Consider the following 16,132-nt stretch of genomic DNA (forward strand, 5'->3'; position numbering starts at 1 on the left):
GCACAGTCACGAGCCCCCCTCCGTAGCCACCACCGGCACCTCCGCCACCAGCCGGAACACACCCTCTCGGACAGGCCCCGTCTCCAGCGTCCCGGCCACGGCCGCGAGCCGTTCCCGCAGTCCGGCGAGTCCGGACCCGCCGGTGCCCGGCGACCGCGAGGCCCCGTCGTTCTCCACGGTCAGCACCACCCGCTCCCCCTCGCTCCGCAGAGCCACCACGCACAGCTTGGCGTCCCCGTGCCGCAGGACGTTCGTGGTGGCCTCCCGCACCACCCAGCCGAGCGCCGACTGCACCTCGGCGGGCAACCCGTTCGGCTCCCCGGTGACCACGCAGGTGATGCCCGCGGCGGTCAACACCCCTTGCGCTCCCGTGAGTTCGGTCCCGAGATCGGCCTCCCGGTATCCCCGTACGACATCCCGCACCTCGCGCTGCGTCTCGTGCGCGATCCGCTGCACCTCGGTCATCTGGTCCACGGCCTCGCCCCGTCCCCGACGCGCCAGCTGCACGGCCAGTTCGCTCTTCAGCGCGATCACGGCCAGGTTCCGCCCCATCACGTCGTGCAGGTCCCGCCCGAACCGCAGCCGTTCCTCGGCGACGGCGAGCCGCGCGCGGGTCTCGCGGGCCGTGTCGAGTTCGTAGACGGCGTTCAGGAGCCAGACGGAGAAGACGGAGGTGAAGGCGAGGAATCCGGCGGCGACCAGCACCACTATCCCGGTGACCAGTGACTCCGGGACGCCGTAACCCAGGGGAAAGCCACCGAGAGCGGCGCCCGCAGCGAAGCCGCCCACCAGCGCGAGCACACGCCGTCGCCTGCGGACGCCGAGCGCGCCGATCCCGGCCGCGAAGGTCAGCACGCCCACGAACACCGAGACCGCCGCCCTGTCGAGACCGTCGTCGTCCGGACCCCGCTCGGCGATGCCGATCACCGCGACGGAGATGACGAGCGTGACCGCCCCGAGCACCCAGAGCATCCGCACCGGCTGCTCGCGCCGCCCACGCGTCCAGTCGAGCGCCAGCGACGCGGTCACGGCACACACCACGGCATGCGCGCACACCAGCAGCACCAACCAGACCGCGAGCTGCCCCGTCACCTGCCCGAAGACCGGCAGACCGACCGAGGCGACGTAGATCAGCGCGAAGAAGTGGAACGACCAGCGCGTGTACGTCTCCACCTTCGCCGGCGTGCTCTTCCGCCGCCACCAGCCCCCTGCCTCGCGCATGCTCTCCCCGTACGTCAGCGCCTCGGCTCCCACCGGAACCACCGCTGTACAGCAAACACGGCCAGCACGGTCCAGGCCACCGCGGTCCCGATGGCGCCCAGGGCCTCGTACGCCGAGAGAGTGCCCGCCCAGCCGCCGCGGACCAGGGTGATCACGGGCGACAGCGGCAGCAGCTCGCACACCGACGCGAACTTGTCGGGCAGCAGTTCGAGGGGTACGGCGACGCCCGAGAGGACCATCGAGATCATCACGAACGGCAGCGTGGTGACCTGCGCGCTCTCCACGGTCCGGGTCACGGCCGCCGTCACGGCCGCGAGCGCGGCGCACAGCACCAGACCCAGCAGCAGTCCCAGGGCGGCGAGATGGGGTGCGTGCGGCGCGGGAACGTCGAGCAGGGCCGTGCTCGCGGCCACCAGCACCAGGGACTGCGTGAGCCCGGTCGCGCCGATCGGCAGCGCGGTGCCGCAGAGGATCTCGACGTCCCGCAGCTCCCCGGTGCGCAGCCGCTTGAGCACCAGTTCCTCGCGCCGGGAGGTGTAGATCCCGACGAGGGCGCCGTACACACCGAACAACAGGGCGAAGCCGACCGCGGCCGGCAGCAGTACCAGGCCGACGCTCAGCCCGGCCTCCTCGACGTCCATGTCGTCCACGACGGACCGCAGGCTGAACGGCAGTGCGAGGGGCACCAGCACGGCCGCGACGAGCGTGGCCTTGCTGCGTCCGAGCAGCGTGAACTCGGCGCGGGCGAGGGCGCCCAGCCTGCTCGCGGGAGTGGTGACCGTGCTCATGCCGCGACCTCCTCGCGCGCCGCTATCCCCAGGAACGCCTCCTCCAGCGAGGCCGACCGCACATCGAGCCGCCGCAGTTCGACCCCGGCCCTGTCGGCCCACACCAGCAGTTCGGTGGCCGTCCGCTGCAGCTCCCGCGTCCGCAGCCGTACGACGCTGCCGTCGACCTCGTGCCCGCTCACCCCCAGTTCCCCGAGCGGTGGCAGGTCTCCCACGAAGTACCCCTCCGGCAGCTCGAACGAGATCCGCGCCGGCTGCGCGGCGGTCACCTCGGCAGGTGTCCCGGTGGCGGCGATCCGTCCCTCGTGGAGGATCGCCAGCCGGTCGGCGAGATCCTCGGCCTCCTCCAGGTAGTGCGTGGTGAGCAGCACGGTCGTCCCGCGGTCCCGCAGCGCTCGCACCAATTCCCAGGTGTCCCGGCGTCCTTCGGCGTCGAGGCCGGTCGTCGGCTCGTCGAGGAACAGCACCTCGGGGTCGCCGAGCAGCGCGAGCGCCAGGTCGAGGCGTCGTCGCTCGCCCCCGGACAGCTGCTTGACCCGTACGTCGGTCCGGCGCGCGAGCCCGACGAGATCCAGCACCTCCAGCGGCGGCCGGGCCCCGCTGACGCAGCCCGCCCACATCCGCGCGGTCTCGTCGACGGTCAGCTCGGACGGGAAGCCGCCCTCCTGGAGCATCACCCCGGTACGCGGGCGCACGGCGGCCCGCTCTGTGTACGGATCATGGCCCAGGACGCGGATCCGCCCGTCGGTCGGCGGGGCGAGCCCCTCGAGGAGTTCGACGGTGGAGGTCTTGCCGGCGCCGTTGGTGCCGAGCAGGGCGAAGACCTCGCCGCGGTCCACGGTGAAGCTGATCCCGCGCACGGCCTCGAACCCGCCCCCGTACACACGCCGCAGGCCGGTGACCTCAATCACGTGTTCGTGTTCGTCGGTGTTCATGAAGCCAGCGTCCCGGCGGACGGGATGCGACAGCAGTGCGCGCTGTCACCACTCCGTATGACAAATGTCAGACGGAGCACCGGACATGAAAAAGACCCCGGTCGCGATGACCGGGGTCTTTTCATGGAGCGGACGACCAGGTTCGAACTGGCGACCTCAACCTTGGCAAGGTTGCGCTCTACCAACTGAGCTACGTCCGCATTGCCTCCGACCGGCTCTCACCGATCGGCGCGAGCACCATCCTACCCGATCCACCAGAGTGGTCCGGACGGCGATGCAGAGCGGGTGACAGGAATTGCACACTGCGCCTTCCCCCTGGAAGGGGGATGTTCTACTACTGAACTACACCCGCGTGTACTCCGTGAGCTGGGCCTTTTCGGCCTCGCCCCTCGGCGTGCTCCAGACTCTAGCTGACCAGGTGGGGTGCAACGCAAGTCGGTTGGTCCGAGGGGCGGGTGACCCGGCGTCGACAGGCTCTACTGCGCCTCGGCGAACGCCTCGTAGACCTTCTTGGGGATCCGTCCGCGGGCGGGGACGTCCATTTTGTTGGCCTGGGCCCAGGCCCGGACCGCCGCCGGGTCGGGAGCGACCTCGGTCTGCCGGTACGCCTTGCCGGACCTGGACCGCTTGCGGCCGGCCTCCACGTAGGGCTCGAGCGCCTTACGCAGTTTCTTGGCATTGGCTTGATTCAGGTCGATCTCGTACGACTTGCCGTCGAGTCCGAAGGCGATCGTTTCCGCCGCTTCCGAGCCGTCGATGTCGTCAAAGAGAGTGACCACGACCTTCTGCGCCACGAATATCGGTCCCTTCGTGCGGCACGTTGTCAATTCATTTGTACAGTGCCCGACAATGCATTGTGAAGCTCGACTAAATCCTTCCGCGTGTCCGAGCGCAATAGGTATCGGGTGTCGATCTGAGATCTTTCCGGGAAATTTTCACGGACGTCCGCCTCCGTGCTGGGCCGTGATGGCCGTCACGTAGATTCCTACAACTCAACGCGCGTAGAAATTTTGTGCGGGTAGTCTGAAGGAACCTGCTCAGCACCACACCACCGGGAGTGCCAGTGGCACGCGTCGTAGTCGACGTCATGCTCAAGCCGGAGATCCTCGACCCCCAGGGCCAGGCGGTGCAGCGTGCACTGCCGCGACTGGGTTTCGACGGCATCTCCGACGTACGTCAGGGAAAGCGATTCGAACTGGAAGTTGACGGACCGGTCGACGAGGCCGCGCTCGCCCGCATCCACGATCTTGCGGAATCCTTCCTCGCCAACACCGTGATCGAGGACTTCACCGTCAAGGTGGAGGAAGTCGCGGAGGCCGCGAAGTGACCGCTCGTATTGGCGTCGTCACTTTCCCCGGCAGCCTCGACGACCGCGACACCCAGCGCGCGATCCGCCTCGCGGGCGCCGAGCCGGTCGCTCTCTGGCACAAGGACAAGGACCTCCACCAGGTCGACGCCGTGGTGCTGTGCGGTGGTTTCTCCTATGGCGACTATCTGCGCGCCGGTGCCATCGCGCGCTTCTCGCCGGTGATGGAGCCCCTCATCGAGCAGGCGAAGGCCGGCCTCCCGGTCCTCGGCATCTGCAACGGCTTCCAGATCCTCACCGAGGCCCACCTGCTCCCGGGCGGGATGCTCGGCAACGACCACCTCCACTTCATCTGCCGCGACCAGAAGCTGCGGGTGGAGAACGCGGACACCGCCTGGACGACCGACTACTCGGCCGGCCAGGAGATCAACATCCCGCTGAAGAACATGGACGGCCGGTACGTCGCCGACGAGTACACCCTCGACAAGCTGGAGGCCGAGGGCCGGGTCGCGTTCCGGTACCTCGACTTCAACCCGAACGGCTCGCTGCGCGACATCGCCGGCATCACCAACGAGGCGGGCAACGTCGTAGGCCTGATGCCGCACCCGGAGCACGCCGTGGAGCCGCTCATCGGCACCGGCCGCACCGACGGCCTCCCCTTCTTCACCTCGATCCTCAAGAAGCTGGTCAACGCATGAGCCGGACGCCTCTGGACACGGTCGAGCACGCGGCCGCGACCCCCGACGTCGAGCTGCCCTGGGCCGAACTCGGCCTGAAGAAGGACGAGTACGAGCGGGTCGTGGAGATCCTCGGCCGCCGGCCCACCGGTGCCGAGCTCGCCATGTACTCGGTCATGTGGTCCGAGCACTGCTCGTACAAGTCGTCGAAGGTGCACCTGCGCCAGTTCGGCGAGAAGGCCCCGCAGAGCGACGCCCTGCTCGTCGGTATCGGCGAGAACGCGGGCGTCGTGGACGTCGGCCAGGGTTACGCGGTCACCTTCAAGGTCGAGTCGCACAACCACCCCTCCTACGTCGAGCCCTACCAGGGAGCGGCCACGGGTGTCGGCGGCATCGTCCGCGACATCATCGCGATGGGCGCGCGGCCGGTGGCCGTGGTCGACCCCCTGCGCTTCGGCGCTGCCGACCACCCGGACACCAAGCGCGTGCTCCCCGGCGTCGTCGCCGGCATCGGCGGCTACGGCAACTGCCTGGGCCTGCCGAACATCGGCGGCGAGGTCGTCTTCGACGCCTGCTACCAGGGCAACCCGCTGGTCAACGCCGGTGCGATCGGCGTCATGCGGCACGAGGACATCCACCTGGCGAAGGCCTCCGGCGCGGGCAACAAGGTCATCCTGTACGGGGCCCGCACGGGCGGTGACGGCATCGGCGGTGCGTCGATCCTGGCCTCGGAGACCTTCGACGACGCCAAGCCGTCGAAGCGTCCGGCCGTGCAGGTCGGCGACCCCTTCCAGGAGAAGCTCCTCATCGAGTGCACCCTTGAGGCCTTCGCGGAGAAGCTGGTCGTCGGCATCCAGGACCTGGGCGCGGCGGGCCTGTCCTGCGCCACCTCCGAGCTGGCGTCGAACGGCTCCGGCGGCATGCGCGTGACCCTGGACGACGTACCGCTGCGCGACTCCACGCTCTCGCCCGAGGAAATCCTCATGAGCGAGTCGCAGGAACGCATGTGCGCGGTCGTCGAGCCGGAGAAGGTCGACCGGTTCCTGGAGATCTGCGACAAGTGGGACGTCATCGCCACCGTCATCGGTGAGGTCACCGACGGCGACCGCCTGGAGATCTACTGGCACGGCGGCAAGATCGTCGACGTCGACCCGCGCACGGTCGCGCACGACGGCCCGGTCTACGAGCGCCCCTACGCCCGCCCGTCCTGGCAGGACGAGCTCCAGGCGGACGACGCGAACAAGCTGCCGCGGCCGGCTTCGAGTGAGGAGCTGAAGGACCAGGTCCTGAAGCTGGTGTCCTCCCCGAACCAGGCCTCCAAGAAGTGGATCACCTCGCAGTACGACCACTTCGTGCAGGGCAACACCGTGCTGGCCCAGCCGGAGGACTCCGGCATGATCCGCATCGACGAGTCGACGGGTCTGGGCGTGGCGATCGCGACGGACGGCAACGGCCGTTACGCGAAGCTGGACCCGTACACCGGCGCGCAGCTGGCGCTGGCGGAGGCGTACCGCAACGTGGCGACGACCGGCGCCAAGCCGCTCGCCGTTTCGGACTGCCTGAACTTCGGCTCCCCCGAGGACCCGGCCGTGATGTGGCAGTTCGCGGAGGCGATCCGTGGACTGGCCGACGGCTGCCTGCAGTTGGGCACGCCGGTCACGGGCGGCAACGTGTCCTTGTACAACCAGACGGGCGAGGTCGCCATCCACCCGACCCCCGTGGTCGCGGTCCTGGGTGTCATCGACGACGTCGCCCGCCGTACGCCGGTCGCCTTCCAGGAGGAGGGCCAGCTGATCTACCTCCTCGGCGACACGCGTGAGGAGTTCGGCGGCTCGGCCTGGTCGCAGGTCGTCCACGACCACCTCGGCGGGCTGCCCCCGCAGGTGGACCTCGAGCGCGAGCGGCTGCTCGCCGAGATCCTGATCTCCGCCTCCCGCGACGGCATGATCGACTCCGCGCACGACCTCTCCGACGGCGGCCTGATCCAGGCGGTCGTGGAGTCGGCGCTGCTCGGCGGCAAGGGCGCGCGCCTGGTCGTACCGGACGGGCTGGACGCCTTCACCCTCCTCTTCTCCGAGTCGGCGGGTCGCGCGGTCGTCGCCGTACCGCGCTCGGAGGAGCTCCGCTTCAACGACATGTGCGGTGCGCGGGGCCTGCCGGTCACCCGTATCGGAGTCGTGGACGGGGACACCGTCGAGCTTCAGGGCGAGTTCGAACTGACCCTGGAGGAGCTGCGCCGGGCGCACGAGGACACGATCCCGGCCCTGCTGAAGTAGGCCGTGGCCGTACGACTCCGAAGGCCCCGCCCGTCGTTCTGACGGGCGCGGCCTTCGCGGGGCTCCCCCCTTGTCCGACTTCCGCGCCGACTAGGCTCACCGTCATGCCCACGGCCAGGAAGCGCGCCCGCGCCTACGACCCCGCCAAGATCCGCACGGCCGTCCAGGCCCAGCTCGGGAACGTACGGGAAGCCGTACGCACGCTGACCCCCGAGCAACTGGCGCTGCGGACGCGGCTGGGGGAGTGGACCGTACGGGAGCTGGTCGCGCACATCGGGATGGCGGTCACCGCCGTCCACCGGGCCCTGGACCGGCCCGCGCCCGTGCGGCAGGACGCGGTGCTGCTCGACTGGCCGTTCGCCACCTCCGCCAGTTCCGCGGCCATCGCCGACTTCACCCGGGGCCTGGCCCAGCAGCACCCCGACCTCGACGCCTACCTCACCGACGTCGACCGGACTCTGACCGAGCTGCTGGACACCCACCCCGGCACCCGGCTCCTGGAGACCAACGCCGGCGCGCTGCCCCTCGCCGACTACCTGGTCACCCGCACCGTCGAACTCGTCGTCCACACCGACGACCTGAGCGCCGCCGTCCCCGGCCTCGACATCCCCTACGACCGTCAGGCCCTCGCCGCCTGCACGCGCCTCCTCGCCGACGCCCTAGCCGCGAAGGCGCCCGGCGGTTCGACCGAGGTGCGGGTGCCGCCGTACGCCGTCGTGCAGTGCGTCGAGGGGCCGAAGCACACCCGCGGCACCCCGCCGAACGTCGTCGAGACCGACCCGCTGACCTGGATCCGGCTCGCCACCGGGCGGCTGACCTGGAAGGACGCTCTCGACGCGGCCAAGGTCAGCGCGAGCGGGGAACGGGCGGACCTTGGCGGACTGCTGCCGGTCATGAGCTGACCCCACGGGCGCGTACGGACATACTGACGGCGAACATGACAACAGACTGATAACGGCACCGAACCCACCGCCCGCCTCATGCGTCAAAGAGTCATGAAGCGGACGACATGCGCCAAGTACGCGGCCGCAGCCCTGGCCGGGACCACCGTCCTGGCCGCCTGTGGCACGGAGACCGTGGGGACCAGGACCGAGGACGTCTCCACCATCGCGGACACTTCCTGGGTGCCCCGGAAGGTCACCGTCGACGGCAAGGACTACGTCCTGCCCGAGAAGGGTGCTCGCAGGCACGCTCACATCGACTTCGAGCCCGGCGCCGCCGAACCGGACGTCGGCGGCGGGAAGTCCGGTGGTTCGGTGGGCTGCAACAGCATCGGTGCCGATGTGGACATCCAGGGCGACACCGTGAAGGTCTCCGACCTCGCCAGGACACTCATCGGCTGCCCGGGGGCGGTGGGGACGTTCGAGGAGGAGTTCGTCGGCGTCTTCGACAACGACCTCAAGGCCGATCTGAAGGGGCCGTCAGGCGCCAGGACCCTCACGCTGACCAGCCCGCAGAACGACACCATCACCCTGCGCGAGGAGAAGGCCCCCGCCCTCAAGGGCACTCGCTGGTCCCTCGGCGAGACCGCCTACCTCACTCTCACCAAGAACAACACCGTCACCGGCAGCCTCGGCTGCAACACCTTCAACGGCAGGGCCACCGTCAAGGACGGCACCATCGAGTTCGGGCGCTTCGCCACCACGCGCATGATGTGTGAGGGCCCGGTGATGAAGGCCGAGCGTGAGCTCGCCGAAATCCTCTCCGGCAAGGTCTCCTACCAGCAGAAACAGGATTCCCTGAAGATCACCGACGCCTCCGGCGACAGCGTTACGGCCCACGTGGAGTAAGAAAGCCCACTCTCCGCGAATTCGGACCAGTGGTCGATCTCGCCTACACTCGGAGCCGTGCCACGTGGTGACGGACGACTCAACCACGACCTGCTCCCCGGTGAGAAGGGCCCCCAGGACGCTTGCGGCGTCTTCGGTGTCTGGGCTCCGGGCGAAGAGGTCGCCAAGCTCACGTACTTCGGGCTCTACGCCCTCCAGCATCGGGGCCAGGAATCCGCGGGAATCGCGGTCAGCAACGGCTCCCAGATCCTCGTCTTCAAGGACATGGGCCTCGTTTCCCAGGTCTTCGACGAGACCTCTCTCGGTTCGCTCCAGGGTCACCTTGCGGTCGGTCACGCCCGCTACTCGACCACCGGCGCCTCCACCTGGGAGAACGCCCAGCCGACATTCCGTGCCACCGCGCACGGTTCCATCGCGCTCGGCCACAACGGCAACCTGGTCAACACGGCGCAGCTCGCCGAGATGGTCGCCGACCTGCCCAAGCAGGAGGGCCGTAGCCCGCGTGTGGCCGCCACCAACGACACCGACCTGCTCACCGCGCTCCTCGCGGCCCAGGTCGACGAGGACGGCAAGCCCCTGACCATCGAGGAGGCGGCCCACTCCGTCCTCCCGAAGGTGCGCGGTGCCTTCTCCCTCGTCTTCATGGACGAGCACACCCTCTACGCCGCCCGCGACCCGCAGGGCATCCGCCCGCTGGTCCTCGGCCGCCTGGAGCGAGGCTGGGTCGTCGCCTCCGAGTCCGCCGCCCTCGACATCTGCGGGGCGAGCTACGTCCGCGAGATCGAGCCGGGCGAGTTCGTCGCCATCGACGAGAACGGCCTGCGCACCTCCCGATTCGCGGAAGCGAAGCCCAAGGGCTGTGTCTTCGAGTACGTCTATCTGGCGCGCCCCGACACCGACATCGCCGGCCGGAACGTGTACCTCTCCCGCGTGGAGATGGGCCGCAAGCTCGCCAAGGAAGCGCCCGTCGACGCCGACCTGGTCATAGCGACCCCGGAATCCGGCACCCCGGCGGCCATCGGCTACGCGGAAGCCTCCGGCATCCCCTTCGGTGCGGGCCTGGTGAAGAACGCCTACGTCGGCCGTACGTTCATCCAGCCCTCCCAGACCATTCGCCAGCTCGGCATCCGCCTGAAGCTGAACCCGCTCAAGGAAGTCATCAAGGGCAAGCGTCTGGTCGTCGTCGACGACTCGATCGTCCGCGGCAACACCCAGCGCGCCCTGGTCCGCATGCTCCGCGAGGCGGGTGCCGCCGAGGTCCACATCCGGATCTCCTCGCCCCCCGTGAAGTGGCCCTGCTTCTTCGGCATCGACTTCGCCACCCGCGCCGAGCTCATCGCCAACGGCATGACCATCGACGAGATCGGCACCTCGCTCGGCGCCGACTCCCTGGCGTACATCTCCATCGACGGCATGATCGAGGCGACCACCATCGCCAAGCCGAACCTCTGCCGCGCCTGCTTCGACGGCGAGTACCCGATGGAGCTCCCGGACCCCGAGCTGCTCGGCAAGCAGCTCCTGGAGACCGAGCTGGCCGCAGGGCCCGCCGCCACGGCCGCGGCCGACGCGATCCGTCGCCCGTAGGCAGCCCGTCATACCTGCCGTACGACACGAAGGTTCTCACTAGCCATGTCTGAGACAACTGGTGCCAGCTACGCAGCCGCGGGCGTCGACATCGAGGCGGGCGACCGCGCCGTAGAACTGATGAAGGAGTGGGTGAAGAAGACCCAGCGCCCCGAGGTCCTCGGTGGCCTCGGCGGATTCGCCGGACTCTTCGACGCCTCCGCCCTCAAGCGCTTCGAGCGTCCCCTGCTCGCCTCCGCCACCGACGGCGTCGGCACCAAGGTCGACATCGCGCGCCAGCTGGGCGTCTACGACACCATCGGCCACGACCTGGTCGCGATGGTCATGGACGACATCGTGGTGTGCGGTGCCGAGCCGCTGTTCATGACCGACTACATCTGTGTCGGCAAGGTCCACCCCGAGCGGGTCGCCGCGATCGTCAAGGGCATCGCCGAGGGCTGTGTGCTCGCCGGCTGCGCCTTGGTGGGCGGCGAGACGGCCGAGCACCCGGGGCTGCTCGGCCCGGACGACTTCGATGTCGCCGGCGCCGGTACGGGCGTCGTGGAGGCCGACCGGCTGCTCGGCGCGGATCGCATCCGTAAGGGTGACGCGGTCATCGCCATGGCGGCCTCGGGTCTTCACTCGAACGGGTACTCGCTCGTGCGGCATGTGCTCCTGAACCAGGCGGGCCTCGCCCTGGACGCCCGGATCGACGAGCTCGGCCGCACCCTCGGTGAGGAGCTCCTGGAGCCCACCAAGATCTACTCACTGGACTGCCTGGCCCTGATCCGCACGGCCCAGGTGCACGCCTTCTCGCACGTCACCGGCGGCGGTCTGGCGGCCAACCTGGCCCGTGTGATCCCCGACGGCCTGCACGCCGTGGTGGACCGCACCACGTGGACGCCGGGCCCGGTCTTCGACCTCGTCGGCAAGACGGGTCAGGTCGAGCGCCTGGAGCTGGAGAAGACCCTGAACATGGGCGTCGGCATGATCGCGATCGTCCCCGAGGAGTCGGCGGACGTCGCCCTGGCCACCCTGGCCGACCGCGGGGTCGAGTCATGGGTCGCGGGCGAGATCACAGACCGCGGTGACCACACCACGGGTGCCGAACTCGTCGGTGACTACGCCTAAGGAACCGACAGGCAGCGCAAAACCCGGTCCGGTGGTGTGGACCACCCCGGACCGGGTTACGCACAGCTGGGTCGTCAAGCTCCGCGGCGTTGAGACGCAGGACCGGACTCGTCGTCCTCGTCCTCGTCGTCGTTGTAGAGATCCGCGTACTGGGCGTACGGGTCATCTTCCTCGTCGTCGTCCTCGAACGGCTCGCCATTCGGCGGCTGATTCGAAGTCGAAGCGCCCAGCTCATTGGCCAGACGCGAGAGGTCAGTCCCGCCGCTGCTGTACTTCAGCTGGCGGGCGACCTTCGTCTGCTTGGCCTTTGCCCGGCCGCGCCCCATGGCTCGACCCCCTCGAATACGGGGCTCGGTGGCCCCAGAGTCTTGACACGCGTTCATGATCTAGAACGGACTCTCCGCAGAGAGACCGGTCCGTAGGGCTTCCACGGTACCTGAGCCCACGCCCATACGGTACGTCGCCCGCAGCACGTGCCCTGGCCCAGAACCCTCGGGGAGCCCCGTCCCCGCTGGTCAACCGCGATTTTAACCACTTCTTCGGAGCCGACCCGCCGACGAACGTGAGAGTTCTCTCTAAGTGTGCGCCGACGGGTACCGGTCAAACGTCAGCGCACCGGTTTCCTGGCCGCCTCGTGCATCCGCTGCTCGGCGATCCGGTCGGCCGCGGCGGCCGGCGGAATCCCGTCTTCCTTCGCACGTGCGAAGATCGCCAGAGTGGTGTCGAAGATCTTCGCGGCCTTCGCCCGGCACCGTTCGAAGTCGAACCCGTGCAGTTCGTCGGCGACCTGGATGACCCCGCCGGCGTTCACCACGTAGTCCGGCGCGTAGAGGATCCCCAGGTCGGCGAGGTCCTTCTCCACGCCCGGGTGCTCGAGCTGGTTGTTGGCGGCGCCGCACACGATCCTCGCGGTCAGCGCGGGCACGGAGACGTCGTTCAGGGCTCCGCCGAGCGCGCAGGGGGCGTAGATGTCGAGACCCTCGGTCCGGATCAGCGCGTCGGTGTCGGCGACGGGGGAGACGGAGGGGTGCCGGCCGGCGATCCGCTCCACGGCCTCCTGGCGTACGTCCGTGATCAGGACCTCGGCGCCCTCCTCGACGAGGTGCTCCACCAGGTGGTGCCCGACCTTGCCGACGCCCGCGACGCCGATCCTGCGGTCACGCAGCGAGGGGTCGCCCCACAGGTGCTGTGCGCTGGCCCGCATGCCCTGGTAGACGCCGAAGGCGGTGAGGACGGAGGAGTCGCCGGCCCCGCCGTTCTCGGGGGAGCGGCCGGTGGTCCAGCGGCATTCGCGTGCGACGACGTCCATGTCGGCGACGTACGTGCCGACGTCGCACGCGGTGACGTAGCGCCCACCGAGCGAGGCCACGAAGCGGCCGTAGGCGAGAAGCAGGTCCTCGCTCTTGTCGCGCTCCGGGTCGCCGATGATCACGGCCTTGCCGCCGCCGTGGCCGAGCCCGGCCATGGCGTTCTTGTACGACATCCCGCGCGCGAGGTTCAGCGCGTCGGCGACGGCCTCCTGCTCGCTCGCGTACGGGTAGAAGCGGGTCCCGCCGAGGGCGGGGCCGAGCGCGGTGGAGTGGAGGGCGATGACGGCTTTGAGGCCGCTCCTGCGGTCCTGGCAGAGCACGACCTGCTCATGGCCGCCCTGGTCCGAGTGGAACAGGGTGTGCAGCACGTCGGCGGCGGCGCCGGTTACGTCGGTCACTGTGGTGACTCCTGGGTACATTGCGGCGATGGGACACAGGCGCCCGTAAGGGTGGCGGGACCTGTGAGCACGAGATTAGGGCTTGTGGCGGCCCATGACCGTGCAGTGCTCAGGATCACCTCCTCCCGGGGGACGGGCGTGCGACGATTTGCATAGTTTTCCCGCACGTTTGTGTGCGGGTTTCGCAGGTTTTCCCGGCAGGCGGCGGGGGAGAGAGCAGGCGTGCCCAAGGTGTCCTCGGTGATCGTCCCGTACGCGACCTATCTGCGCGTGTACGAACCGCTGGCCGCCTTCCCCGAGCCCGAGCGCAGTCACTGGGCCCGTTACGCCCGCCGCCCGGACCGTCCGTCGTACCAGGACGAACTGCGTCGCTCCCTGGCCGACCTGCTGCCCATCCCGCCGGTCCCGGTGCCGGTGCACGAGAGCAGCGACGCCTTCGTGCTCGACGTGGACGGCGTGGTGTGCGTGTGCCCGTGGCGCACCCGGCTGCGTGGCTGGCTGGCCCTGGAGGAGCTCGGGGAGGAGCTGCCGGGGCCGGTCCTGGACGCGGTGCTGCCCGAGGTCGTACGCCGCCAGAGCGCCCAGGACTACGAGCGCTGGCTCGCCCGGAACCCGGACGCCCGGCCCTGGATCCGCACCGCGACCTGGCAGGTGCCGCTGAACTGGTTCGTGCTCGTCTCCGACGAGGAGCGGCGCTTCGACAAGGGTTCCGGCGAGATCCCGCCGATGCTGCGCTACCGCACGCCCATGGTGCAGGCCCGGCGGCGCGTGGCGCGGGCTCTGCGGGCCCTCAAGGACGCCATCGACGAGGGACCGCTCATCGACGGTCTGATCGACGTGGGGCGCTGGCTGGAGGAGTTCCACCCGCGCTCACTGGTCGAGCTCGACTACGGCGGTCTGGTGCATGTGCTGCCGCCCGGCGAGCTGGAGGACGACCACTCGGCGGCGGACGTGGCCGAGGGCATCGAGGCGCTGAGGCACGGCGACGGGGCCGCGGCGGGCGAGGCCTACGGGCGGCTCGTGGAGCGCTGGCGGGGCATCAGGGACCGGCGCTCGGCGAACTGAATGTGCGCCATGTCACGAACTGACGTTTGACCTGACGCCCGTTTTGGGGTTTCGTCCTCGCTCAAGGTGTCAGCTTCCCCTGAAGTCTCACCGACAAGGGACGTAGGTCCCGATCCGGGCGTACACCTCACGGAGTGTCAAGCGTGACGGACCGCACGTACCCGGCTCTTGCATCTCTTGCCCCTCCTCATGCCAAAATAGGACAAGGGGCCCGGGGGAGGTTCCGCTTTGGGGGGTCTGGTGACTCCTGATCGCCCTGTGACTGATCGTCACAGTGGCGTGACTGTCCGCTATGGCATGGTCCATCGGCTTCCGTCGCCGATGAACACCTGGGGGGCAATTCCATCGGTTTGGCCGACGCGGCTGGACGGATGGTGTAGTTGTAGTGCCGAGGACAAGCCGTTCGTCCTATAACCGACTCGACCCGCATCCGCCATTTCGGGCAACGCGGGTCAAGGTGCAGAATTTAGAGGAAAGAACCGAGAACGATCGGTTCTCCCGAGGAGGCCGCTCATGACCGCTCGCACCCCTGATGCCGAGCCGCTGCTGACCCCGGCTGAGGTCGCCACGATGTTCCGCGTGGACCCGAAGACGGTCACGCGGTGGGCGAAGGCCGGCAAGCTCACGTCGATCCGTACGCTCGGCGGGCACCGCCGTTACCGCGAGGCCGAGGTCCGCGCTCTGCTCGCGGGCATCCCGCAGCAGCGCAGCGAGGCCTGAACAACTGAATAACCGGGCAAACCGGCTGGCCCCCCAGTTGGCCGCGCCGCCCGAACCCTGGCTCCAAGCGACGCGGGTCCTGCCCCAACAGGGCCCATTCTGAACCTCGTCGTCGATCGCGCTGGACTCCGCCGAGTCCAGCGCGATCTTTTTTGTGCGTGGAGGGTGGGTGGCCGGCGGCCCTGTGAGCGGGCTTGTCGGAGTCTGGGGAGGGGTGTCGGATCTCCTGTGAGGGGCCCCTGGTGGGTGTGCGAACAGGAGTGCAATTGCACATATTAAATTGACCTGTTGTAGGAGAGGGGTAAGTTCCACGGTTTCAAAAACTCATGCGGTGACTCCCGTCACATGCCAGAGTCCTTGTTGCCCCCGGCTCCTGTGCGCTAAAGGAGACACGCGTCCCCGGACTCCCCTCGGTGGGGCGGGGGTTGGGACGGGTCGACAGTCACGCCGTGGAGGGGCTTTCGCCCTCGACGGCCTCGCCCGGGGCCGGCACGGTCCGTGGGGCGGAGTCCATCGCCAACCGCAACAGGCGGTGGCAGATCGGGCAGTGGCGGGTCAGATGCCGGTACGACGACGCAGCCGCCAGGTGTGCGCGCAACAGTGCCCGCGTCTCGTGCCTGGCCGTTGCCGCCATACGCCACCTCCGGGCTCCGCTGGGAACGGGGGCCTGGTTTCTGGGTACCGGTGCGATGCGACGCCGTCAAGATGGCGTGGACGCCGTCGGCGCCTCACAAACGGCCTCGTCCTGAAGCGTCGGACGGTCTGAGATGGCCTGGACCCGGTGTACACACACGAAGAAGGCCCGCTCCCCGTTCCCGGGTTGCGGGCCTGACTTCCACTCCAACTGCGGTCCTGACGGGATTTGAACCCGCGGCCTCCACCTTGACAGGGTGGCGAGCACTCCAAACTGCTCCACAGGACCAGGTTTTGCGGCGCTTACTGCTGCGTTGCG

Annotated in this window: 16 protein-coding genes and 3 tRNA genes; 9 read left to right on the forward strand and 10 right to left on the reverse strand. The window is 69.1% G+C overall.

What is annotated here, in order from left to right; translation table 11 throughout:
- Window positions 1-6: 6 nt before the first annotated feature.
- The 6 genes from RNB18_RS47805 to RNB18_RS47830 all read right to left on the reverse strand — a co-directional run bounded on the left by RNB18_RS47805 (window position 7) and on the right by RNB18_RS47830 (window position 3,738).
- A complete protein-coding gene (locus RNB18_RS47805; RefSeq protein ID WP_311720456.1) occupies window positions 7-1,221 on the reverse strand; it encodes a sensor histidine kinase in 1,215 nt (404 codons plus the stop codon).
- Window positions 1,222-1,235: 14 nt separating this feature from the next.
- Complete coding sequence (locus RNB18_RS47810; protein ID WP_311720457.1) at window positions 1,236-2,009, reverse strand: ABC transporter permease; 774 nt, start codon at window positions 2,007-2,009, stop codon at window positions 1,236-1,238.
- Window positions 2,006-2,944 carry an ABC transporter ATP-binding protein gene (locus RNB18_RS47815; protein WP_311720458.1) on the reverse strand — a complete coding sequence of 313 codons (939 nt, stop codon included), beginning with the start codon at window positions 2,942-2,944 and terminating at the stop codon, window positions 2,006-2,008. The genes RNB18_RS47810 and RNB18_RS47815 overlap by 4 nt, the downstream gene beginning before the upstream one ends.
- A 124-nt stretch (window positions 2,945-3,068) precedes the next feature.
- Window positions 3,069-3,144 (reverse strand) — tRNA-Gly (locus RNB18_RS47820).
- Window positions 3,145-3,224: 80 nt separating this feature from the next.
- Window positions 3,225-3,296, reverse strand: a tRNA-Gly gene (locus tag RNB18_RS47825).
- A gap of 124 nt (window positions 3,297-3,420) precedes the next feature.
- Complete coding sequence (locus tag RNB18_RS47830) at window positions 3,421-3,738, reverse strand: histone-like nucleoid-structuring protein Lsr2 (RefSeq protein ID WP_062041418.1); 318 nt, start codon at window positions 3,736-3,738, stop codon at window positions 3,421-3,423.
- A gap of 269 nt (window positions 3,739-4,007) precedes the next feature.
- Between RNB18_RS47830 and purS the strand changes: the two genes are divergently transcribed.
- The 7 genes from purS (at window position 4,008) to purM (ending at window position 11,687) form a co-directional block, all read left to right on the forward strand.
- Complete coding sequence (gene purS / locus RNB18_RS47835; protein WP_007383088.1) at window positions 4,008-4,271, forward strand: phosphoribosylformylglycinamidine synthase subunit PurS; 264 nt, start codon at window positions 4,008-4,010, stop codon at window positions 4,269-4,271.
- On the forward strand, window positions 4,268-4,948 hold the full coding sequence (purQ, locus tag RNB18_RS47840) for a phosphoribosylformylglycinamidine synthase subunit PurQ (protein ID WP_057609335.1): 681 nt from the start codon (window positions 4,268-4,270) through the stop codon (window positions 4,946-4,948). The genes purS and purQ overlap by 4 nt, the downstream gene beginning before the upstream one ends.
- Entirely contained in the window at window positions 4,945-7,203 is a 2,259-nt protein-coding gene (gene purL, locus RNB18_RS47845) for a phosphoribosylformylglycinamidine synthase subunit PurL (RefSeq protein WP_311720459.1), read from the forward strand. Before purQ ends, purL begins: the two co-directional genes overlap by 4 nt.
- A 104-nt stretch (window positions 7,204-7,307) precedes the next feature.
- Window positions 7,308-8,105 (forward strand): maleylpyruvate isomerase family mycothiol-dependent enzyme, encoded by a 798-nt coding sequence (locus RNB18_RS47850; protein WP_311720460.1) that lies wholly within the window; start codon window positions 7,308-7,310, stop codon window positions 8,103-8,105.
- Window positions 8,106-8,198: 93 nt separating this feature from the next.
- The gene (locus tag RNB18_RS47855; RefSeq protein WP_311720461.1) at window positions 8,199-8,993 is read left to right on the forward strand and encodes an META domain-containing protein; all 795 of its coding nucleotides are present in this window, start codon (window positions 8,199-8,201) and stop codon (window positions 8,991-8,993) included.
- Between the two features lie 57 nt (window positions 8,994-9,050).
- The gene (gene purF, locus RNB18_RS47860; RefSeq protein ID WP_057609342.1) at window positions 9,051-10,577 is read left to right on the forward strand and encodes an amidophosphoribosyltransferase; all 1,527 of its coding nucleotides are present in this window, start codon (window positions 9,051-9,053) and stop codon (window positions 10,575-10,577) included.
- 45 nt (window positions 10,578-10,622) lie between these two features.
- Entirely contained in the window at window positions 10,623-11,687 is a 1,065-nt protein-coding gene (gene purM, locus RNB18_RS47865) for a phosphoribosylformylglycinamidine cyclo-ligase (protein WP_311720462.1), read from the forward strand.
- Window positions 11,688-11,761: 74 nt separating this feature from the next.
- Here the strand turns inward: purM and RNB18_RS47870 are convergent, their stop codons facing one another.
- The gene (locus RNB18_RS47870) at window positions 11,762-12,013 is read right to left on the reverse strand and encodes a DUF3073 domain-containing protein (protein WP_311720463.1); all 252 of its coding nucleotides are present in this window, start codon (window positions 12,011-12,013) and stop codon (window positions 11,762-11,764) included.
- Between the two features lie 281 nt (window positions 12,014-12,294).
- Entirely contained in the window at window positions 12,295-13,395 is a 1,101-nt protein-coding gene (locus RNB18_RS47875; protein ID WP_311720464.1) for a Leu/Phe/Val dehydrogenase, read from the reverse strand.
- Between the two features lie 222 nt (window positions 13,396-13,617).
- On the opposite strand from RNB18_RS47875, the gene RNB18_RS47880 reads away from it, so the two are divergent.
- Together RNB18_RS47880 and bldC are read left to right on the forward strand one after the other, a co-directional pair.
- Window positions 13,618-14,460 carry a hypothetical protein gene (locus RNB18_RS47880; protein ID WP_311720465.1) on the forward strand — a complete coding sequence of 281 codons (843 nt, stop codon included), beginning with the start codon at window positions 13,618-13,620 and terminating at the stop codon, window positions 14,458-14,460.
- 513 nt (window positions 14,461-14,973) lie between these two features.
- Window positions 14,974-15,180 carry a developmental transcriptional regulator BldC gene (bldC, locus tag RNB18_RS47885; RefSeq protein WP_003949541.1) on the forward strand — a complete coding sequence of 69 codons (207 nt, stop codon included), beginning with the start codon at window positions 14,974-14,976 and terminating at the stop codon, window positions 15,178-15,180.
- Window positions 15,181-15,622: 442 nt separating this feature from the next.
- Here the strand turns inward: bldC and RNB18_RS47890 are convergent, their stop codons facing one another.
- Both RNB18_RS47890 and RNB18_RS47895 read right to left on the reverse strand, forming a co-directional pair.
- Window positions 15,623-15,814 (reverse strand): DUF6274 family protein, encoded by a 192-nt coding sequence (locus tag RNB18_RS47890; RefSeq protein WP_311720466.1) that lies wholly within the window; start codon window positions 15,812-15,814, stop codon window positions 15,623-15,625.
- A 213-nt stretch (window positions 15,815-16,027) separates the two neighbouring features.
- A tRNA-Asp gene (locus RNB18_RS47895) sits at window positions 16,028-16,102 on the reverse strand.
- Between the last annotated feature and the right edge of the window lie 30 nt (window positions 16,103-16,132).

Source organism: Streptomyces doebereineriae, from assembly GCF_031845645.1.
Taxonomy (GTDB): domain Bacteria; phylum Actinomycetota; class Actinomycetes; order Streptomycetales; family Streptomycetaceae; genus Streptomyces; species Streptomyces canus.

Coding starts and splice junctions, on each gene's coding strand:
- RNB18_RS47870 (WP_311720463.1), bottom strand. CDS start 12,013: ATGGGGCGCGGCCGGGCAAAGGCCAAGCAGACGAAGGTCGCCCGCCAG.
- purM (WP_311720462.1), top strand. CDS start 10,623: ATGTCTGAGACAACTGGTGCCAGCTACGCAGCCGCGGGCGTCGACATC.
- RNB18_RS47850 (WP_311720460.1), top strand. CDS start 7,308: ATGCCCACGGCCAGGAAGCGCGCCCGCGCCTACGACCCCGCCAAGATC.
- RNB18_RS47810 (WP_311720457.1), bottom strand. CDS start 2,009: ATGAGCACGGTCACCACTCCCGCGAGCAGGCTGGGCGCCCTCGCCCGC.
- purL (WP_311720459.1), top strand. CDS start 4,945: ATGAGCCGGACGCCTCTGGACACGGTCGAGCACGCGGCCGCGACCCCC.
- RNB18_RS47805 (WP_311720456.1), bottom strand. CDS start 1,221: ATGCGCGAGGCAGGGGGCTGGTGGCGGCGGAAGAGCACGCCGGCGAAG.
- RNB18_RS47855 (WP_311720461.1), top strand. CDS start 8,199: ATGAAGCGGACGACATGCGCCAAGTACGCGGCCGCAGCCCTGGCCGGG.
- RNB18_RS47815 (WP_311720458.1), bottom strand. CDS start 2,944: ATGAACACCGACGAACACGAACACGTGATTGAGGTCACCGGCCTGCGG.
- bldC (WP_003949541.1), top strand. CDS start 14,974: ATGACCGCTCGCACCCCTGATGCCGAGCCGCTGCTGACCCCGGCTGAG.
- RNB18_RS47890 (WP_311720466.1), bottom strand. CDS start 15,814: ATGGCGGCAACGGCCAGGCACGAGACGCGGGCACTGTTGCGCGCACAC.